This is a genomic window from Haematobacter massiliensis, from assembly GCF_000740795.1.
Classification (GTDB): Bacteria; Pseudomonadota; Alphaproteobacteria; order Rhodobacterales; family Rhodobacteraceae; genus Haematobacter; species Haematobacter massiliensis.
Window position 1 is genome coordinate 161372 of the sequence record NZ_JGYG01000004.1, and the last position, 20557, is coordinate 181928.

A 20557-nucleotide genomic window follows, 5' to 3' on the forward strand; every position below is an offset into this window, starting at 1 on the left:
GCGTTAGCTCGCCCATTACTTGCTGTGGTGGTATTTTAAGGTCACGGATCCGGGGATTTATTGGCGGGGCGATAGGGTCGAGAATTGCTTGAGTAGGCTTGAGAACGACCGTTGACAATCAATCCGATAAGACAAAATCGCTTATAAATTCATTAGGTTCGCATACGTCGGCCGCATTCGGTTCCGGATCCACCATTATCAGCATGACATGTCAGAATGTTAGATAAATGATTAGAAAACACTTTACCGGAAAGCGAGCATAATCAGAAGCGGTAAGACCTATAAGTCTTACCGCTATTCTCAAAGTTGGCCAAGTTTACTTGTAATTCTCCAAATTTGTTTCAGGACCATTTTTGGCAATGAATTGGGCTTTGTCGTAGCTTTCCATGAGGCACTTGTACTCTGGACAGACATGATTCGCCAGGATATCGGCGAATTTCGACCCTTCCGGCCTGTTCCACGTTTGCATCAGCTCGGCCACGATGGCGAATGTGTCGGTCGGAATAGCACCGGCCTGCGTCACGCGGGCAATAGTGATGTCCGTGGCCATCTTGCTCCAATTGCCGGAGGCGTCGACGACGCAATAAGCCTTATAACCCTCGCGAACGGCACTGATCGCGGGAAATGCCATGCATACGCTAGTCAGCGTTCCGGCAATAATGACAGTCTTCCTGCCGGTTTTCTTGATCTCCTCAACAAAAGGCGGGTTATCCCACGCATTGATTTGGCCCGTACGCGGCACATAAACAGCGTGGGGCGCATGCTCGTGCACATCGGGAATCAGCGGACCGTTTGGACCATCCGGAACAGACGCAGTAGTAATAACGGGGATATTCAAAAGTGAAGCCACTTTTGCGATTGCAATCACATAGTTGCGGAGGTCCGGTATCGGCACGTCCCGGACAGTATTGAACAGCCCACTCTGATGGTCGATCAGGAGGATAACGGCGTCATTGGGATCGATCATACCATTGGTCATTTTATCATCCTTGCAGGTTATAACCAGAATGTGACATCAACGTGAATTCATTCCGATCATTTCAGTTCACTCTCGCAGTTTATGAAAACCATTCGCGTTTTGCAAGTAATTACGGCTTATATAGTATGTATTCTTTAGGATCCGGCAGCGCGAGATCAAGTGGGGCTGTCAACATTGAAGCCAAGGTACGCTGTCCCGTCGAAGCGACGCTCAAAATAATAGGCAGAAAGTGGGAGGTGTTATTCTAATATCTTTTCGAGCCACCCATGCAGCCTTATCCAGGCGTCGTGGGTGTATCGCCGCGAGTACTTTCTTACGCAGGCTGTGAAAGAAACGGCATAATGATTATAAAGGGCTTCGCGGAGACGTCGTTTAAAAGGTCGATTACTAGATTTCGAATTTGGAAAAAATAGTATATTGCATATTATGCCTCATCTCCCAGTGAGGCGCCATTATAGAAGCGCGGGAAAATGACGAAGTCAGTCGTTTCCCATCGACGTGCAAAATTAATAGGGCCGTGATACCAGCGTTGTCGGGCATCGAGAACGCGAAATCCGCTACACGAAACCTTGGCTCATGCCGATAAATGCGAAGCCGGGTGCGGAGCTGGCCGGTAATGATGACGTCGCGGATGCTATCGACTGATTTGACATGGCGAGTTGCAACGAAGCACGCATTTTTACATGTAAGACTCAGCAGCCGAAGAGATCGCGCGGCTGACAATGGATGCGAGCCGTGGAAAAAAAGCTGGCCTCCCGCTGTATGAATGGCTCGTCGTGTCTATCCACTTAAATCGTGATCGGCCGTCTTGTTCGTCCGTAAGGCGCTGGTCGTGTGCCGACCTGCTATTTGCAAGGGTATCGGGCGCCTCAACGCTGTATCAACCGTGCAGATAGGCCTTGGACAGAGTTCCATCTGCCAGCGTCCGGTCCCATTCGCCGCGGCCGACCTCGTGCACCACGCGGCCCAGCGACATGACATAGGCGCGCTCCGTCATCTGGGCGGCAAGCTGAATGCTCTGCTCGACGATCAGCAGGCTGAGACCGCGGCTGCGCAGCTTATTCAGCGCTGCGAGGATTTCATGCACGATCTTTGGCGCCAGCCCAGTCGTCAACTCGTCGAGGATCAGCAGCCGGGGTTGCAGCAGCAGGGCCCGGGCGACGCAGACCTGTTGCTGCTGGCCGCCTGACAGCAACTCGACCCGCGTTTCCAGCTTCTCGCGCACCACCGGGAACAGCTCCAGGACCTCGTCCATGGCCATGCGGCGAAAGCTTTCCGGGCGGGGCGCTCGCTGGCCGGCATGGTCGGAGAGGCGCAGATGCTCGGCGACCGTCAGCTCCGAAAACAGGCCGCGCGTCTCCAGCACGGCGGCGATGCCGTATTGGACCATGCGATGCGCCGGCAGTCCGGCGATATCGGCGCCGTCCAGTTGGATGCGGCCCGCAGTCGGAGCGGAAAGGCCAAGGATGGCGCGCACCAGCGTCGATTTTCCAGCCCCGTTGGCGCCGACGATGGCCACCGCTTCATTGTCGCCGACCGTCATGCTGAGGTCGCGCAGAACGGGGATATGGCCATATCCGGCGTCGATTCCGTTAACCGCAAGCATGTGTCATCCCCCCAGATAAGCTTCGCGGACAGCGTCATTGGTCTGAATCCGTGCCATCGAGCCGCTGGCAATGATCTTGCCGAAGTAGAGCGCATGGACCTCCTCGCAGACCTGCATCAGCCCCATGTCATGCGAAACCAACAGGATGGTGATGCCCTCTGCCGCCAGTTCCTCTATCCACTGACGAAGACGTTGTACCTCGTCATGCGAGAGGCCGGAGGAGGGTTCGTCCAGCAGCAACAGGCGCGGCGCGGCCATGCGGGCACGCGCAATCTCGACAATGCGCTGCTGGCCTGCAGGTAACTCCCCCGCACGGCTGCGCGCCAGCGCGGTCAGTCCGAAACGGTCCAGCATGGCGGCGGTCTGTTCCTTCACCGTGGCATATTCGCGCCGTGCTGACGGGCTGCGCAACATCGCGCTGGCAAAACCCGCGCGGGTCTGCATGTAAAGCCCCATGGCAACATTGTCGGCGACGCTCATATGGCCAAAGACCTTGGGTGTCTGAAAGGTGCGGATGAGGCCGGCGCGGCTGCGGGCCGGTACGCTGCTGCGGGTGATGTCGCGCTCCTGTAACAGAATTTCACCCGCTTTCGGGATCAGATAGCCCGAGGCGATGTTGAACAACGTCGTCTTGCCCGAGCCGTTCGGTCCGATCAGCCCGGCGATGCCGCCACGCTGCACCGTGAAGCTGACATCGCGCAGCACGGTCAGCCCGCCGAAGGCATGCGCAACGCTGCGCAGTTCAAGGATTGGGTCGGTCATGCAGCCGTCCTCCGGCGCAGGCGGGCGGGTAGCCCGGTGAGGCCCTCGGGGAGCAAGACGACGACCAGCACCAGCACGATGCCGAACAGCATCTGGTGCATGTCGCCGAAGCGCGCCAGCCACTCGGGCACGAAGGTGATGAATAGCGCGCCTGGGATCACGCCCCAGACCATGCGTGCCCCGGCAATCACCGGGATCAACAGGAACACGATCGACCGCTGCACGGTGAAGCTTTCGACGCTGACATAGGTGACATGGTGGGCAAACAGCGATCCCGCCAGCGCGCCCAGCACTGCACCAATGACGAAAACCTTGACGCGCATGGCGTGGATATCGACGCCCAGCCCTTCAGCCGCTGGCGCCGCGTCGCGAACGGCGCGCATGGCAAGGCCTGGGCGGCCCTGTGTCAGGTTCCAGGCCAGCCCCAGCGCTGCCAGAGCGATCACCCAGGCAAGGTAGTAGAACCGCACGGGCGTGTCGAAGGCGAAGCCGGCGATGGAGAGCGGCGGCAGCCCACCAATCCCCCGCGTGCCTCCGGTCAGCCAGTCCCATTCGAAGAACAGGATGGTGCCGATGGTGCCGACCGCCAGCGTCGCCAGTGCCAGGAAGAAGCCCGAAAGCCGCAGGATTGGCCAGCCTATGGCCAGTGCCACCAACCCCGCCGTGACCATGCCGACAAGGATGCCCAGCCAGGGCGACCATTCCAGCATCACAGTGCCATAGGCCGAGGCATAGGCGCCGATGCCGTAGAAGAACGCTTGCGCCAGATTGACGATGCCGCATTGGCCCAGCAGCAGCCCGACGCCCAGCCCAGCGATACTGTAGAGTGCGGCAAAGATCATCAGGTCCAGCGTGTGTCGCGCCGCTACCAGCGGGAGTGCCGTCAGCAACAGGATGAGCACAGCGATCACAAGTGTCTGGCGGGTCATATCAACCTCCCTTGCGTCCGGCACGGCCCAGCAGGCCGTTTGGCAGCAGCACCATCATCACCAGCATGATCCCCAGCGCCACCACGTCCTTGTAGCCGGACGACAGGCCCACAGCGGCCAGCGCCTCGCTGAGGCCGATGACAAGACCCCCAAGCAGGGCGCCCAGCGGGTTGGTGAGGCCGCCGAGGATGGCGGCCGCGAAACCCTTCAGGGTGATGCCGAGCCCCATCTGGTAGCTGACGGCGATCAGCGGCGTCACAAGGATGCCGGCCAACGCGCCGATGGCGCCGCCCAGCAAGAAGGTGTAGCCCCGCATCCGCGCGACGTTGATGCCGTTGGTTGCGGCCCCTTCCGGGCTGATCGACGCGGCCGTCATCGACAGCCCGATGATCGAGAAGCGGTAGAAGGCCCAAAGCCCCGCGACCATGACCAGCGCGATCACGATCAGCCAGATGGCATGGATCGGCATATAGGCCCCGAAGATCTCCACCGAGCCGGAGCCGCCGATACCCGGCAGCAGATGCGCATCGCGCCCGGCAAAATACAGCACCGCGGCGCCGATCGTGAAGGCAAGGCCGATCGTCAGCAGCAGAAAGGCGTCCTCCTCGGCATGGCGACGCATCATCGGCCGCACACAAAGCAGGTCGATGAGCCAGCCGGTTGCAGCGCCCGCCACGATGCCGACCACGAAGCCCACGGGATAGGGCAACCCGCTCAGCGAGACGGCATAGACCGCGACCATGCCGCCGATCACCGCGAAATCGCCCTGCATGGCGTTGATGATGCGTGTGCCCTTGAAGATCACGGCAATGCCGATCCCGACCAGCGCATAGATGAAACTATTGGCCAGGCCGGCCAGAACCGCCTGCCACATCAATGTGGGTGTCATGATCTCTTCCCTTGGCGCGGCTTGCGCGGAGAGCGTCGCCGTCAGTCGGCGGCGCGATAGGGCAGGCGGCTGAACTGTCCCTTGGTCAGCAGCGAGTAGTTGAAGCTCGCCAGTGTCAGCCCGCCCATGTCGGCGGCGGAGAAGTCATAAGCGGCGAAGGCACCCGGCCATGGCCCGCGCAACGCTTCGCAGAGCGCGCCCTGCTCCGGTTCCGGCCCGGTCTTTTCCAGCGCGGCAGTGACGGCCATGACAGCATCCCAACCGGCGGCCTCCAGATGTTTGGGCGGCCGTCCGTATTCGGCCTCGAAAGCCTTCACGAATTCGGCCTGATAGGGCTGCGGGTCCTCGGCGATCAGGAATTCGGCATGGACCACGTTATCCGCCGCATCGCCCATCGCCCGCACAACGTCGTAAAGCGCCGTGCCATGAACCGAGACAATTGGCTGGCTCAGGCCGACCTGCCGGAGATTGCGAAATCCGGTGGCGTTTGAACTGAGAACGATCACCATGTCGGGTTCGGCAGCCTTGACCTTGGCGGCCTGCGGCGTGGCATCGGTAGCCGAAAGCTCGAATTTTTCGACCGCGACGAAATCGACGCCGAATTCCGGACCAAGCTTCTGCATCGCGCCCCAGACCACCTGGCCATAGCCGGAATCGTGCAGGACACCGATCTTCTTGCCGCCATGGTCACGAACATAGCTGAGAAGGGCGCGGGCGTTCAGCTCTTGCGCCGGGGTCAGATGCAGCACGCAGTTGCGCTTGGCCTCAACCGCCGGACCAAGGCCGGTGAAGGCCAGCACCGGCAGTTCCTCGCGCTGGGTGATGGCGCCGATCGCCACGGTCTGGGCGATACCGGAGGGGCCGATAACCGCAACCACGCCTTCGGAATGGGCCAGCATGTTGATCTTGCTCATCGCCGCGTCCGGGTTCGATCCGTCATCCTCCAGTATCAGCTTCAGCGGATGGCCGGCTACGCCACCGCGCGCGTTCACTGTCTTGATGCCCAGAAGAACGCCGTCGCGCTCTGCCAGTCCCAGCGAGGCGAGACCGCCCGTGGTCGACAGGATCGCCCCCAGCTTGATTGGCGCCTTGTCCTGCGCTGTGGCGGGTATGGCTGTCAGCAGGGCTGTCGCCGCAGCGACGCCCAGAAAAATCCTCCGCGAATCCATCTGTTCCTCCCTGTGGATTGCCCTACGACGATAACAAGAATAATTTTCAATTCAATATTGTATTTTCGAAAATACGATCACTATCGTACGATATGGCTCGTGCATCATTATGAGGGTTCCAATGCGACTGGATGAGAAGGTGGTGGTCGTGACAGGTGCCGAATCGGATATCGGGCGCGCCATCGCGCTGGCCTGCGCCGATCTCGGCGCGCGGCTGATGCTGGCTGGACTGGATGAGGAGGGGCTGGCCCGGACGAGCGCGCTCGCAGGGGCGGCGGAGGTCGACTGGAAGGTGACGGATATCTGCGCCCGCGCGCAACTTGCCGATCTGATAGACGGAACGTTGGCGCGTTTCGGGCGGCTGGACGCGATGGTTGCCAATGCCGGCGTGGCGCTGGCAAAAACGCCGATATTGGAGCTGGACGACGCGGAATGGGATCGGGTTGTGTCGGTGAACCTCACCGGCACCTACAACACGGTGATCGCGGCGGCGCGAGCGCTGGTAGCTCAGGGGCAGGGCGGCTCGATCATCGCCACCGGTTCATCGACGGCGCTGCGGGCCATGGCGGGGCTGACGCCCTATACGGCCGCCAAGGCCGGCGTGCATGGGCTGATGCGGCAACTGGCGCTGGAGTTGGCCCCGCATCGCATTCGTGTCAATACGCTGGTGCCGGGAACAACGGCCACACCGCTGGCCAAAGCGCTCCCCGGCCATCTGGAGGCCGCGGCGGCAGCCCTGCCGATGGGCGCGCCTGTCGATCCTGAGGAGCTGGGCCGCTATGTCGCATTTGCGCTGAGCGACGCCATGCCGCATATGACAGGGTCACTGCTGACCTTGGATTCGGGCAGGACGGTGGCATGACACAGCTTGGCAACGCGGCATGTTCTCCCCCCAGGACGATGGACCCGCTTGCGCTCGAGATCGTGCTGGTCGGATAACAATCGTCCTCCGGTGGTGCGATAGGAGTGTTCGCCTTGGCGGATGTAGCTTTTCTGGGGACTGCTCTCTTCGAAGCTGGCCAGGAAGCGGTCCAGCGTCATACCGACAAGGGGCCCCTCGGGCACTGCTTCCAGCATACCGACATCCTTGCGCGCTCCGTTCGCGCGAGCAAAAACGCCGAAGTCCCGTTGCTTGCACCGGGACATGAAAGTCGATGAAGGTCTGGTATTCCCGGCGGATCGAAGGGCTGGGACGCGCAATGCAATATGGAGCGCTGGTCGCGCCCGCAGGCAAAGCCTACGCCTCCCGGGCCACGGCATGGCGCGTCAGATCCGCGTCCGGGGTTTCCAGCACCCACGAGCCTGCCGATCCTGTAGATCAGGGCGCGAGAAGGCGTTCCTGCTGCGTGCGAGCGCGTCGCGCGGGAGTATCGGCCCATCGACCAAGGCTACGGTGGGGACGCGTAACACACGCGAGCCCGTATGTGCGCAGGTGGTCGCCGTCGCGCAGGAGCGCCGAGTAGTCGACGGTGCGTTGTTCAACATGACGTGCGAGCGACCTGCGCATGGTGATCGACCAGTGCACGGCGTCGTCATGGCGGAGCTGTGGCGGAGTGTCATCTGACTTGCCTGGGGAGGCCCTAAGAACAGCAGACGGACCTTCGCGCGGGTGCCTTGCCCGAACCCGCCGGAGGAGAGGGGGCGCGTGAACTCGGCACTCTGTCGGGCCGTAGGCGGGCGCCGTGCCCCCAGCGGATGTCTTCAGCGCATCGCATTGATATTCCACCGGACGGAGAAGGCATGTTTTCTTTGCTTTGCCCGCCGCTTAGAAGAAGGTGAAGACGGCCGCGGCCACCTGCCGCCGCGGCTTTTGCTACCCATGCAGATGACAAGGAGTTCACATGGCCGCCGACACTGCTCCGCTTGATCCTTCCGTCGTGGAGACGCTGAAAGGCGTATCCACCGCGACGCTGACCACGGTCCTGCTGAAGAAGGGGCTGCGCAATGTCTGGCTGCGGGGCACCCGGCCGATCCGCCCCAGTCAGCCGCGGATTGTCGGGCGCGCCTTCACCCTCCGCTTCGTGCCCGCGCGGGAGGATCTGGCCACGCCCGCCTCCTGGGCGTCGCCGATCTCCACCCGTGCGGCGATAGAGGCGATGCCTGAGGGGTGCGTCGCCGTTGCCGATGCCATGGGCGTGGCGGATGCGGGGATCTTCGGCGATATCCTCTGCGCTCGGATGCAAAAGCGTGGTGTCGCGGCGCTCATCACCGACGGGGTGCTGCGCGACGCGGCGGGAGTCCTCGGAACCGATCTGCCGGTCTGGTGCAGCGGGATCGCGGCGCCACCCTCCGTGGCCGGTCTGACCTTCGTCGGCTGGCAGGAGCCGGTCGCCTGCGGGGGCGTGGCAGTCTTTCCCGGCGACATCATCGTGGTGGACGACGACGGCGCGGTCGTCATCCCCGCAGCGCTTCTGGAGGATGTGCTTGCCGCGGCTCCTGAGCAGGAGGCGCAGGAAGCCTGGATCATGACCGAGATCGACCGCGGCGTGCCCCTGCCAGGGCTTTACCCGATGAACGAGGAAACCAAGGCGCGCTATGCGGCCTTTCGGGCGGCAGACACGTGAACGTTCAAGGCCAGAGCGCGCCCGCCATCGGCTTCAACGCCGAAACGAAGGGCGTCTACCCGATCGCCGCGACGCCATTCCATGCCGATCTTTCAGTTGACTGGGACAGCCTCGACCGCCTGACTGATTTCTATCAAGACGCAGGCGCGACCGGGATCACCATCCTCGGCATCATGGGGGAGGCACAGAAACTCACACCGGAGGAGAGCCGGGAGATCGCGCGCCGGGTCATCGCGCGTGCGCGGGTGCCGGTCGTGGTCGGTGTATCCAACCCATCCTTTGCCGCGATGGAGGCGCTGGCGAAGGAGGCGATGGATCTGGGCGCGGCGGGTGTCATGGTTGCCGGTCATGCCGCGCTGCGCTCGGACGAGCAGATTGCCGCGCATTTCCGCAACGCCGTGGAGGCTATCGGGCCGGACACGCCATGGGCATTGCAGGATTATCCGCTGACCCTTTCGGTCGTGCTGTCGGTGCCGATGATCCAGCGGCTGATGGCGGAACACCCGTCCTGCATCATGCTGAAGGCGGAGGACTGGCCCCAGCTTGAGAAGCTGTCCGCCATCCGTCGCCTGCAGGCGGACGGCGCGCTCAGGCCGTTTTCCATCCTGACGGCGAATGGCGGGCTGTTTCTCGATCTGGAACCCGGGCGTGGCTCCGATGGGGCAATGACGGGCTATGCCTTCCCGGACATGCTGGTGGAGCTGGACCGGCTTCACCGCAGCGGAGAGCGGGACGCCGCCCATGACCTGTTCGACGCACATCTACCGATGATCCGCATGGAGCAGCAGGCGGGGATCGGGCTGGCCGTGCGGAAATACCTGCTCATGCGGCGGGGGGCGATCGCGAATGATATTCAGCGCAAACCGGGGTCGTCCCTTACCCCGCAGGGACGGGCGGAGATCGACTATCTGCTTGTCCGCCTCGCCCGGAAGGATGCCCGTGCGCAGGTCTGACGCGCTGTGCTCCCGTCAACGCCTGTCGCGGCGGGAGCTATGCGTCTGCGGCGCAACTACGGAGCGTCAGGATGAGGGTGGTTCAAAGGGTCTGCACACGTCGTGGTCACCCGGACGGTCGTGTTGCTGTCACATGCCTGAGGCGGGCGCCGGGCGATACCCCCGCATCAGGGCGCAGAGATGGCCGCGCATGCACAGGCAGATGAGCGCCCGACGCACTTCGGGGCCGCGAAAAGGCGCTTCTTCCGCAGATCTGGTCGGCGAGTCCCTGCTCGACCACGCGGCCCCGGCGCATCATGACCCGGTCCGGCATGGTGCGAATGACGCCAAGGTCATGGCTGACCAGCACCATGGTGATTGCCCGGTCGCGCTGCAGTCGTTTCAAGGTATCCAGCACCATCAGCGAATTCGCTCACCCAGCAAAGCGGCCACGGGCGCCGTCGTTCCAAAACGCGGTTGAGATGGCAGCGTATGCGGCCACTTCAGAGAGTACCGCGAATGCGGGGCGGGGGTGGCCTCTCCCGCGGGTTTAATGGTTTATAGGACTGTCCAAGATGGTGGAGGAGGAAAGAGTGTCTCTCATGGAACGGCCTGATCTGGCTGACCTGCTGATGACTGTGATGGAGCGCGATATCCTGCCGCTCACCCGTGCGGGAGTGGAAGCAGGCAACAAGGTGTTCGGCGCCGCGCTGATCGACAAGACGACGGGGCGGCTCGTCATCGCCGGTACGAACAACGAGACGGCCAACCCGCTCTGGCATGGCGAGGTCCATACGCTGAAGCTGTTCTACGAACTGCCAGAAGAGGACCGGCCCGATACCCGCGACCTGATCTTCCTCTCGACGCATGAGCCGTGCTCGATGTGCCTGTCGGCGATCACATGGACGGGGTTCGACAATTTCTTTTATTTCTTCAGCCATGAGGACAGCCGCGACGCGTTTGCGATCCCGCATGACCTGCGCATCCTGAAGGAAGTCTTCACCCTTGGCCCCGGAGAATATGCGCGGGAGAATGCCTTCTGGCAGTCGCGCGCCATCTCCCGGCTGATCGCACAGGCCCCGGAGGATGAGCGCGCGACCTTGCAGGAGCGGGCACGGGCGATCGCGGCGGAATATGACCGGCTATCGGCGCTTTATCAGTCCGGCAAGACCGGCAATGCCATCCCGCTTAACTGACGCACCGGTGCACCGGTGTCGTCGCGGGTCTTCCGCGGCATTGGTGAGAGTTTTCGGGGTGAGAAGGGATGCCGGCAGGCGATACGGGAGGTGCTGCATGCCTTTCCTATCCGGATTTCACCCCGAGATCTCGCCCATGCGAAGGCCAGCGCGCATGACGGCCTGGCCTTGTGGGCGCGAGCCGCGAACTGTTCAGCTCCCGCCCGTCAACATGGACAGACAGGCGATATATCCATTCCGCCGGGCCGGAATAAACCTCTCTTCATATCGGTCGAGAGGCGCGCCACAGACCGTTGATTTTGCTGAGGGGGGTTCTTCCTTCTTGGCCGGGGCTGCGCGAAGACCGTAGGGGCAATAGCTGCCCCTGTTGGCAGACAGCCCTTTGTCTTCCAGAGAGGCGCGGGTTCGTTGAAGATGCCGCCGATGATCGTCGGGTTCGGGGGGAGCGGTGCCGGCTCTGTCTGGGGTGCGGGACGGTCAACGGGGTGTGAGAGTGACGATCTCCTTCGTCTCGCGGTTCTCGAAATCCGACAGGCGAAGCGTCAAGCGGACGACCCAGAACCCGTCGAGGGGCAGGACGAAGCGGGCCGGCTGGCCCGGCTGGAGATCTTGGGCGAACGGGCCGAGACCGTAGGCGGGCTTGGAGAATTCGATGTGGATTGCGGGCGGGGCGAAGCTCTGACCCGCGCGCCGCACATCGTCCACCACGACCGTGACCGGTCCGGCCACACCCGGCGCGACGGTCAGCCGGGCAGAAAGGCCGTCACCGCCCGGAAACGTGATCTGCTGAACCGCGGGGATCAGGGGGGCGGGGAGCGTGCGAGGGGGCGGCGTGAAGCGCCAGAGCGACAGGGTGGCTATCACCAGGAGCCCCAGAACCACCTCTGCGGCGATGCTGCGGCGCAGGAGCTTCGGCGAGGCGGAGAAGCGGAGCCGGTTGAGGGCCGCCAGCCCCAGCATGCCAAGGACGAGCGCCAGTTTCACCAGCAGCACCTTGCCATAGGCGGTGGTGAAGAGCGCCTCCGCCCGGCCGAGCTGCACCGCAGCGAGGGCTGCGCCGCTGGCCACCAGCAGGCCGACGACGACCGGAGCCGCAGCGGAAAACCGGCGAAGGGGGGTGAGCTCCCCCGCCCTGAGGCTGGCCGCAAGGGGCACCAGCGTGCCGAGCCAGAGCACGGCGCCGAGGACATGCAGGGCGACGGCCGGGCGCATCAGCAGTTGCGGTGGGGCGGTCGCGGCATGGCCGGTGACCACTGCCGCCGCCATCGTCAACCCGAGGGCGAGGAGGGCCGAGGCCCTCTCTGCCGTGCGAGGGGCGGGGCCGCGCGTGATTTCCGCTGGCCGCCGCGCCGCCGCGACAGGGGCTCCGGCGGGGAGGGGCGCGGTGGTGACCATGGCAGCAACAGGGGTGGTGGCAGCGGCGATGGCAGTGGCGTCTTGCCGGTCATGCCACACGGAGACCAGACGGGCGGAATTTCTGCCAGGCGCCGTGAGACTTGTTTCCTGTGTTCGCTTCCCGAATGGTCCGCCCGGCGCAGGGCGCGCGCGGCCCGAACCCGGGCCGTTCTCGGGGTTGTGCCGCGCGGCGAGGTTGGCAGCGGTGTCGCGATCTCCCCCGACAAGCGAGACCAGCAATGCCAGCGCGGTGAGGGTGAAGGCGAGCCGTGCCGGGCCAGTCATGGCTTCCGCCCAGGGTGGGGCGGTCAGAAGTGCGGCGGGGGGCAGACCCAGCAGGTCCAGCCCCTGCAACCCGGCGACAATCGGCACGAGCGCGAGGCCGATCAGCACCGCCCGCTTGCCCGCCCGCCAGTGCCGCCCGCCTGAAAAGGCCGCGAAAACACGGCTCCCCACGGCCAGCAGCGTCGTGGCCAGCAGCGCCGTGCGTGCGATCCACAGGCCGAGGCGGGTGGCAAGGGGTGTGCCGGTGTCCACGGAGGCTCCGCCGCTTGCCTCGCCGATGGAAAAGACCGTTCCGCCGGACAGGGCATGGCCGTCCGCGGCGGTCGCGCGCCAGGAGAGGACATGGCTGCCCTTGCCCGGCAGCGCGGGGAGCGGCCAGATCACCCGGTCACCCTCCACACGCGCACCCTCCAGCATCACCGTCCGCCCGTCGGGCGCGGTCAACCGTGCCACCAGCGGGCGCACCGGCTCATCGAAGGTGAGGGTGAGCTCAGAGGGCGGGATCTCCAGCACGATGCCGTCAGGAGGCGTGACGGAGATCAGCCCCGCATGGGCCTCCACCCGCCCAGGAAGGAGAGACGGCAAGAGCAGCGCAGAGACAAGCAGCGCGACAAGATGCAGGCGACCGGCCAAAGGCCGGGAGCCTGGAGGATCAGCGAGCATGTGGAGGATCAGCGAGCATGTGGAGGATCAGCGAGCATGTGGGAACGGGCGGCAACAGCGAAACTCCGCCGCCCCCGGCTTCCCCGGAGAGGGGAAGAAAGGTGCCGCAGGGCGACGGCGGCCAGGCAGCGGTTGTGCGGGAGAGGTGAGATCACGATCCGGGGGCGATGCGCAGGCGCGGCGCCGGGTGATCGCTGTCCGCCCCGTCGATCCATCGGACCACGGTATCGCCGCAGACCTGCACCACCGGCAGGACAAGATCACCCGCCGCCAGCCCTTCGCCTTGCAGGGTCGCGACAAAGGCGAACTTCTGCTTCGTGCCGTCGGGGAGGGGGCCGCCGGTCCAGCGGATTTCGGTCACGCGGCCTTCCCCGGGCGTCTCGACCTGCCATCCCGGACGGGGCGTAATCAGGATGTTCGAGAGCCCCTCCGGCAAGGCCACGCGGAGCGCGGTCGTCGCAGCGCCTGAGCAGCCGTGACCAACTTCAAGCGCGATCTCCACCGTCTGGCCCGCGCTGGCCTGCGTGGGGGAGACATGGATATGGGCCGCGGCGGGGAGTGCTGTGAGGAGCAGCGCAGGCAAGAGCGCCGGATAGGTGACGAAACGAAGGGTCATGGCATGTCCTAAGAAAATCGAAAGAAACGGGGAGGTCACCAAGTTGCCTCCAGGCCGAGGTGGCCGAGCGCTTGGTGGCGCAATTCCGCGAGGCGGGGATCGCCCCGGCGGCGGGGATAGGGCAGATCCACGGCCAGATCGGCCACGATCCGCGCAGGACGCGGGCCGAAGACGAGCACCCGCTGGGCGAGGAATACCGCCTCCTCCACGTCATGCGTCACGAGCACGGCGGTCAGCCCCGTCTGCTCCCACAGCCGCACCAGTTCCGCCTGCATGGCGAGACGCGTGAGGCTGTCGAGCTTGCCCAGCGGTTCGTCGAGCAGCAGCAGGTTCGGCCGGTTCACCAGCGCACGGGCAAGCGCCACGCGTTGCGCCATGCCGCCGGAGAGCTGATGGGGATAGGCGGCCTCGAACCCCGAAAGCCCGACGAGCCGGATCGCGGCATCGACGCGGTGGCCTTCGGATTTCAGGATGCCCTGCGCCTCCAGACCGAGCGCTACATTCGCCCGTACCGTGCGCCACGGGAAAAGCGTCGGATCCTGAAAGACGAGGATGCGCGAGGGGTCGGGATCGCCGACCTCCTCCCCATTCACGCGGATATGGCCCGCTGCGGGATGATCGAGCCCCGCGATCAGCCGCAGGAGCGTGGACTTGCCGCAACCCGAGGGGCCGAGGAGGGCCACGAAGGCACCGGGCTCCACGGAGAACGACACATCGTCCAGCACCGCTAGCGGCGCGCCTTCAAGATCGAAGTGGTGGGAGACGTCCGCCACGTCGATCCGGCGGCCCGCGGGTGCGGCTTCCGCTTCCGCGGACCCCTGGGGGGCGATCTTCTGATGGACTACCACCGAACAACTCCTTTCTGCCAGACGAGAACCCTGTCACGGATGCGGAACAGGAGGGTGATGAGGCCCGAGCACATCGCCGCCATCACGAAGAGCGCGCCATACATGTTGGCATAAGCGGCCCAGCCCTGCGCCCATTGCAGATACCAGCCAAGACCAGCCTCCACCCCCAGCATCTCCGCCACGACCAGCACGGCAAACGAGGTGGACAGGCCCATGAACAGGCCCACGAATACATGCGGCAGCGCCGCCGGGATCGCGACCTTGAGGATCAGGAAGCGGGGAGAGGCGCCAAGGGTGCGGGCGATCTCGTAATAGTCGCGGTTCACCGCCGCCACGCCCGACCAGGTGAGCACCGCCACCGGGAATGCCGTGGAGAAAGCGATGAGAAAGACCGAGGCAGAGCCGGAGGTCGGAAAGATGAAGAAGGCCAGCGGCAGCCAGGCCGTTGCCGGCAACGGCCCGATGTAGCGCAGGAGCGGCGTGGCCCAGTAGCTGACCTTCCGCGACCAGCCCATGGCGATGCCGATGGCGAAGCCCGCTGTGGCCCCGAAGAAGAACCCCTTGGCCAGCAGCCAGACGGAGAAGGAGGCGCTGTGCAGGATCTTCGGCCAGTCATAGAGGAACACCTCCAGCATGGCCTGCGGGGTGGGGAAGAAGGGCTGGGGCAGCCAGCCTGTCTTGGCGGTCACCACGGTCCAGACCGCGGCGAAAAGGGCTATGGCGGCGAGCCAGGGGCCACGCGCCCGCGTCCAGCGTCCCACCCGCCCGAGCCGGTCGCCCGCGAGCCCCAGCAGGATCAGGAGCGCGCCGGTTCCGATCCACAGCGCCGTGAGCTCCCGGCCAAGCGGCTGGAACGTCAGGTCCGGCCACCACGCCAGCAGCGCCGCAGCGGCGAGCCACAGAAGCCCCGCCAGCACCACTGTCGGCTGCGCCGGCGACAGGGAACCGGCGTCGCGGGGAAGGTGCCGCGCAGCAGTGCCGGTTTGCAGGCCGGCCGGCGCCCCGGCAGTGCTCGCGCCGGTCGCATCGTCTTGGGAGGGGTGCGGCGGGAGCAAACCTGTCCTCTCGGGCGCCGTCGAGGCGGGGCCGTCCGTGTCCGTGGGATCGGTCAGGACGGATCTGGTTCCCGTGGGGAGGGGTCTGGCGCGCACCGCGCCCGACCCGCCGGGAAAATCAATGGATGACATGTCTTCCCTTTCAGGCCGTCAGAACGTCGGCATAGACCCGTTCGGCAAATTGCTCGGGGTCGGTGGAGCGGCGGAAGATGTTGATCTGCTTCAGTTCGGTCGCGTATTGCGCAATCTCGGTCTTCAGGTTGCCGCCGGTCGGGGAATGGTCGTGAGTCTGGTCCTTCAGCACGGCCACCAGATCCTCAACGGTGCGGCCGCGCGGGGCCTGCGGCAGGAAGGCTTTTGCGGCGTCCTCCGGTCGTGCCACCGTCCAGTCCTGCGCCTCCAGCAGCGCGCGGGTCAGCGCCTTGGCCGTCGCCGGATCGTCCCGCACAAGGCTACCTGACAGGCCCGCGATGCAGCAGACGCGGTTTTCAAACCCGTGATCCAGGTTCGAGGCCACCTGCACGTATTTGCCCGGCGTGTCCTTCAGCCAGAAGTAGGCGCGGGGATCGCCATCCGCGATGGCGTCGATTTCCCCCCGCTCCGCCGCGATCTCCAGCACGTCGCTGGAGAAGGCGCGCCATTTAACATCGGTCTCCGGGTCGATCCCCGACTGATGCAGCAGGATGGAGAAGAAGTTCTTGCCCGGCGCGGCAAGGTCCGTCACCCCGATGGTCTTGCCCTTGAGCTGCGACAGTTCGGTGATCCCGGTCGATTGCAACGTGACGAGGCGGGAGCAGCCGCCATGGGTGCCCGCAGTGATCTTCACGTCGAACCCCTGCTCCAGCGCCTTCAGCCAGCGCAGCGCCATACCGATGCCGCCGTCGGCCTTGCCGGTGGCGATCGCTTCCAGCAGCGCCTCGGTGGATGCGCCGAAGTTCACGATCTCCACATCCAGCCCGTGTTTCTCGAAGATGCCATGGTCGCGGGCGACGAATACCGGCGCGAGGCAGATGGCGGAGGCGTTGGAGGCGAACTTGATCGGCTTCAGGCCGGCTGTCGCCTGCGCCCGGGCGAGGGATCCGACCCCCAGCCCGAGGAAGGGGGCGGCCAGGCCCACGCCTGCGGCGGTTCTAAGCAGGCTTCTGCGGGTCGTCGTCATCTGTGATCTCCGGTAAGGGGTGTCATTCTGCGGCATGGCTCTGCGCTCCTGCGGAGGTCAGCGCCCGCACCCGCGGGATGAGATCGCGCCCGTATTCGAGCGCATCGGCCAGCGGGTCGAAGCCGCGGATCAGAAAGGTGTCGATACCCAGGCGATGGTAATCGACCATCGCATCGGCCACCTGATCGGGCGTGCCGACCAGCGAGGTGGAATTGCCGTTGGCGCCGGTGAGCTGCGCGAGTTCTGTCCAGAGGCGCTTGTCCAGCCGCCCGCCCTGCGCCGCGGCGGCCAGCAGGCGGCGCGAGCCTTCGTTCGGCGGTGCGCCCGCTGTCACGTTGACCAGACGTTGCCCGGTGCCTGCAGCGCGGAGTTCCCGGGCGCGGGCAAGGATCCGCTCCGCCTTGGCCCAGGCTTCGTCCTCCGTCCGGCCCAGAATGGGGCGGAGGGACAGGGAGAAACGCGGGGTCCGGCCATGGGGCGCCGCCGCGGCCCGCACGGCGGCGATGGTTTCGGCCACCTGCGCATAGGTCTCACCCCAGAGGGCATAGACATCGGCATGTTTCCCCGCGACTTCGATCGCCGCCGGGGAGGAGCCGCCGAAGTACACGGGCACGCCTTCGGGCCCTTCGGGCTTCACGTCCGAGAACCCGCCCTCGATGCGGTAGAATTCCCCCCGGTAGTCGAAGGGCGACGCCGCCGTCCATTCCTGCCGGACGATGTCCAGATATTCCGAGGTGCGTGCGTAGCGCTCGTCCTTGGTCAGCCAGTCGCCATCCTGCGCCAGTTCCGCATCGCTGCCGCCGGTGATGATATGAACGGCCACGCGCCCGTCGGTCAGATGGTCGAGCGTGGCGAGCTGCCGCGCCGCGAGCGTCGGTGCCACGAAACCCGGCCGATGCGCGAGCATGAGCTTCAGCCGCCGCGTGTGATGGGCCACATACTGTCCGACATGCAGGCTTTCCGGCGTGGAGGAGTGGAATGCAAGCAGGACGCGGTCGAACCCGGCCTGTTCGTGAATTGCCGCAGATGCCCGGATGAACTCGCGGTCAATGACCGGGCCGCTGCGGGGGATGGTTTCGGAAGCGTTGTGGTTTCCGATGAAGCCGATGAATTCAACGGTCATGGGAGGATCCTTTCAGAGACTGTCAGCGGTCGAGCGTGATGCGCCCGGCGGCGATGAGGATGGTGTCTTCCTGCGGGCTATGGATGCGTCCACAAAGCACGTCGCGCAGGTGCCGCTCGAGCGGGTTCCGCCGCGCGATAGCGTGGTTGCCGCCGAGCTTCAGCGCACGTTCCACCGCCGCAATTGCGTTCTCGGTCGCCCGATGCTTGACGAGACCCGCTTCCGCCGCAGTGGGCGGGGAGCCGCTGTCGCTGTCCCGTGCCGCACTGTCGATAAGCCGGCGGGAGGTTGCGATCAGCTCCGCGATGGCTCCCGTCTGCTCCTGCACCCGGGGCAGATCCGCGAGCGGATGGCCGAGGTTCGCCGGCGCCCGCTCCTTGAGAAAACCGGCGATCCAGTCCCGCGCGGCCTCTGCCACGCCAGTATAGATCGCGCCGATCAGCAGCGTGCCCCAGACCGCCGCCTCATCGGACCGCGCCCCCCATTCGGCAGGCGGTCGGATGTCGGCGGCATGTTCGAGGGGAAGCTGCACTCCTTCCATCACCACGTCATGGCTACCCGAGGCGCGCAGGCCCAGCGTGTCCCATGTCCGCTCGATACGCACGCCGGGGCTGGCGAGCGGGAGGAGGAACTGTCCCACGCGCGGTTCCGCCTCGTCCGTACGCGCCCAGACGAGGCCCCATGTCAGCCCCTCGCAGCCGGTGGAGTAGATCTTGCGCCCCGACAGCGACCAGCCGGTCGGCGTGCGCCGCGCGATGGTGGCGGGCAGCCCCCCCCGGAGTGGTGTGCCAAGATCCGGCTCTACCCGGAATGCGTTGATGAGCGCCCCCCGTGCGCCCGCCCGCAGCACCGTGTTCAGCAGCGCAGGTGACCAGCGGCCCTTCGGCAGCGTGGCGAGGTTGATGTAATGCATGGCCAGGATCAGGGCGGCGGAAGGATCGCCCCGGCCGATCTCGCGGATGACCGCCACGGCCTGCCCAAGCCCCGCGCCAGCGCCCCCGAAGGCGGTCGGCGCCGTCAGGCCGAGCAGCCGCTCCTCCGCGAGACGGCGAAATTGGCGGGTTGGGAAGGCGCCCGCGCGATCATCCTCCGCGGCCCAGGGGGCGAAGGCATCGCCAAGCGCGGCGGCGCGGTCCGCATGGTCTCCGGTCGCGTCGGGGGACGCCGGGGTCGGAAAGGCCGAGATCAGCATGGTTGTTCCGTTCTATTAGTCCATCGGCAAACTATATTATAGAAACGTGATCCTCATCCCATTCCAAAGATCCGTCAGGAACAGAAGCTCTCTCCTACCGCCGCTGACGACAGGGGAGAATCCTTTCCGCGATAACGCTGCGGGCCTGCGCGGCGGCTGCGCCGGTTGGACATCTCGCCGCACAAAGCCTTGAGACGGACGCCGGGCAGCAGGGCTTCGTTCTGGAGAGGCGGAAGGGCAGGTCGCTCATCAGCTCGCGCATGGCCCTTCGGCGATACCCGCTCCGCCCGTCAGGCCGTCGCCCGTGAAATACCGGAGGGGACGCAGCGAGACGTGCCGAACCAAAAGCCGATGATGAACGCCGGACCGCGAGCCTGTAAGGCCTTGCATCGGCCTCCCGTCACATGTTCCGGTAGGTCGAAGGTCGAAGGTCGAAGGTCGAAGGTCGAAGGTCGAAGGTCGAAGGTCGAAGGTCGAAGGTCGAAGGTCGAAGGTCGAAGGTCGAAGGTCGAAGGTCGAAGGTCGAAGGTCGAAGGTCGAAGGTCGAAGGTCGAAGGTCGAAGGTCGAAGGTCGAAGGTCGAAGGTCGAAGGTCGAAGGTCGAAGGTCGAAGGTCGAAGGTCGAAGGTCGAAGGTCGAAGGTCGAAGGTCGAAGGTCGAAGGTCGAAGGTCGAAGGTCGAAGGTCGAAGGTCGAAGGTCGAAGGTCGAAGGTCGAAGGTCGAAGGTCGAAGGTCGAAGGTCGAAGGTCGAAGGTCGAAGGTCGAAGGTCGAAGGTCGAAGGTCGAAGGTCGAAGGTCGAAGGTCGAAGGTCGAAGGTCGAAGGTCGAAGGTCGAAGGTCGAAGGTCGAAGGTGCCAGGATTTTCTCGCGCGCGATGGCCATCGTACCCGCATGTTGTCGCGAATGGTGAGGAGCGACGCTGTCCGTTTTGGCCGCGAAGCCCTGGATCCGGTCAGAACGCTGGCTGAGTGCCGAGGTGTCTCCCTCTCCTCTCTCATGCGGATTGGCCCTTCTTGTCCGTGAGAGAACGGGCTCGGTGCATCTGCAAATGCTGGGAGGGCATCGGCAGGTGCCGCCTTCCTCCCGGTCTTTGCGTACACGTCGCTGATATGTCGAGGCGCGGGTGCCAAGGACCACCGCCCCGCGCGGGGCTTGATGCCTAAGTTCTCCTGAACGTGCATGTTCTCGGTCAGGGA

Annotated in this window: 19 protein-coding genes; 4 read left to right on the forward strand and 15 right to left on the reverse strand. The window is 64.8% G+C overall.

Annotated elements, in window-relative coordinates; translation table 11 throughout:
* Positions 1-316: 316 nt before the first annotated feature.
* From CN97_RS08720 to CN97_RS08745, 6 genes are all read right to left on the reverse strand, one after another.
* Entirely contained in the window at positions 317-979 is a 663-nt protein-coding gene (locus CN97_RS08720; RefSeq protein WP_211253661.1) for an isochorismatase family protein, read from the reverse strand.
* 880 nt (positions 980-1859) lie between these two features.
* Positions 1860-2585 (reverse strand): ABC transporter ATP-binding protein, encoded by a 726-nt coding sequence (locus tag CN97_RS08725; RefSeq protein WP_035709951.1) that lies wholly within the window; start codon positions 2583-2585, stop codon positions 1860-1862.
* A gap of 3 nt (positions 2586-2588) precedes the next feature.
* Complete coding sequence (locus CN97_RS08730; protein WP_035709954.1) at positions 2589-3347, reverse strand: ABC transporter ATP-binding protein; 759 nt, start codon at positions 3345-3347, stop codon at positions 2589-2591.
* On the reverse strand, positions 3344-4276 hold the full coding sequence (locus CN97_RS08735; protein WP_035709957.1) for a branched-chain amino acid ABC transporter permease: 933 nt from the start codon (positions 4274-4276) through the stop codon (positions 3344-3346). The genes CN97_RS08730 and CN97_RS08735 overlap by 4 nt, the downstream gene beginning before the upstream one ends.
* Position 4277: 1 nt before the next feature.
* Entirely contained in the window at positions 4278-5165 is an 888-nt protein-coding gene (locus tag CN97_RS08740; RefSeq protein ID WP_035709959.1) for a branched-chain amino acid ABC transporter permease, read from the reverse strand.
* A 41-nt stretch (positions 5166-5206) separates the two neighbouring features.
* Positions 5207-6334 (reverse strand): ABC transporter substrate-binding protein, encoded by a 1128-nt coding sequence (locus tag CN97_RS08745; protein WP_035709961.1) that lies wholly within the window; start codon positions 6332-6334, stop codon positions 5207-5209.
* A gap of 121 nt (positions 6335-6455) precedes the next feature.
* Between CN97_RS08745 and CN97_RS08750 the strand changes: the two genes are divergently transcribed.
* The 3 genes from CN97_RS08750 to CN97_RS08760 all read left to right on the forward strand — a co-directional run bounded on the left by CN97_RS08750 (position 6456) and on the right by CN97_RS08760 (position 9851).
* A complete protein-coding gene (locus CN97_RS08750) occupies positions 6456-7196 on the forward strand; it encodes an SDR family NAD(P)-dependent oxidoreductase (RefSeq protein ID WP_051911088.1) in 741 nt (246 codons plus the stop codon).
* 979 nt (positions 7197-8175) lie between these two features.
* Positions 8176-8898: a ribonuclease activity regulator RraA gene (locus CN97_RS08755; RefSeq protein WP_035709962.1), complete on the forward strand. Its 723-nt coding sequence runs from the start codon at positions 8176-8178 to the stop codon at positions 8896-8898.
* Complete coding sequence (locus tag CN97_RS08760) at positions 8895-9851, forward strand: dihydrodipicolinate synthase family protein (RefSeq protein ID WP_242685255.1); 957 nt, start codon at positions 8895-8897, stop codon at positions 9849-9851. The genes CN97_RS08755 and CN97_RS08760 overlap by 4 nt, the downstream gene beginning before the upstream one ends.
* A 106-nt stretch (positions 9852-9957) precedes the next feature.
* On the opposite strand, the gene CN97_RS21195 is transcribed toward CN97_RS08760, so the two are convergent.
* Positions 9958-10251, reverse strand: coding sequence for a hypothetical protein (locus CN97_RS21195; RefSeq protein ID WP_035709964.1), 294 nt, complete (start codon positions 10249-10251; stop codon positions 9958-9960).
* Between the two features lie 181 nt (positions 10252-10432).
* Between CN97_RS21195 and CN97_RS08770 the strand changes: the two genes are divergently transcribed.
* The gene (locus CN97_RS08770; RefSeq protein WP_084684062.1) at positions 10433-11026 is read left to right on the forward strand and encodes a nucleoside deaminase; all 594 of its coding nucleotides are present in this window, start codon (positions 10433-10435) and stop codon (positions 11024-11026) included.
* 477 nt (positions 11027-11503) lie between these two features.
* Here CN97_RS08770 and CN97_RS19825 read toward each other — a convergent pair whose 3' ends face one another.
* From CN97_RS19825 to CN97_RS20615, 8 genes are all read right to left on the reverse strand, one after another.
* On the reverse strand, positions 11504-13369 hold the full coding sequence (locus tag CN97_RS19825; RefSeq protein WP_051911089.1) for a copper resistance CopC/CopD family protein: 1866 nt from the start codon (positions 13367-13369) through the stop codon (positions 11504-11506).
* Positions 13370-13520: 151 nt separating this feature from the next.
* Positions 13521-13985: a YcnI family protein gene (locus tag CN97_RS08780; RefSeq protein ID WP_051911090.1), complete on the reverse strand. Its 465-nt coding sequence runs from the start codon at positions 13983-13985 to the stop codon at positions 13521-13523.
* Positions 13986-14020: 35 nt separating this feature from the next.
* On the reverse strand, positions 14021-14833 hold the full coding sequence (locus tag CN97_RS08785) for an ABC transporter ATP-binding protein (RefSeq protein ID WP_088217470.1): 813 nt from the start codon (positions 14831-14833) through the stop codon (positions 14021-14023).
* Positions 14827-16020, reverse strand: a complete 1194-nt coding sequence (locus CN97_RS08790; RefSeq protein WP_242685256.1) for an ABC transporter permease — start codon at positions 16018-16020, stop codon at positions 14827-14829. The genes CN97_RS08785 and CN97_RS08790 overlap by 7 nt, the downstream gene beginning before the upstream one ends.
* A gap of 10 nt (positions 16021-16030) precedes the next feature.
* On the reverse strand, positions 16031-17047 hold the full coding sequence (locus CN97_RS08795; RefSeq protein ID WP_035709968.1) for an ABC transporter substrate-binding protein: 1017 nt from the start codon (positions 17045-17047) through the stop codon (positions 16031-16033).
* 22 nt (positions 17048-17069) lie between these two features.
* Positions 17070-18170 (reverse strand): LLM class flavin-dependent oxidoreductase, encoded by a 1101-nt coding sequence (locus tag CN97_RS08800; protein WP_035709970.1) that lies wholly within the window; start codon positions 18168-18170, stop codon positions 17070-17072.
* Positions 18171-18192: 22 nt separating this feature from the next.
* Entirely contained in the window at positions 18193-19362 is a 1170-nt protein-coding gene (locus CN97_RS08805; protein ID WP_088217471.1) for an acyl-CoA dehydrogenase family protein, read from the reverse strand.
* Positions 19363-19652: 290 nt separating this feature from the next.
* The gene (locus tag CN97_RS20615) at positions 19653-20243 is read right to left on the reverse strand and encodes a hypothetical protein (protein WP_156969581.1); all 591 of its coding nucleotides are present in this window, start codon (positions 20241-20243) and stop codon (positions 19653-19655) included.
* Positions 20244-20557 lie beyond the last annotated feature (314 nt).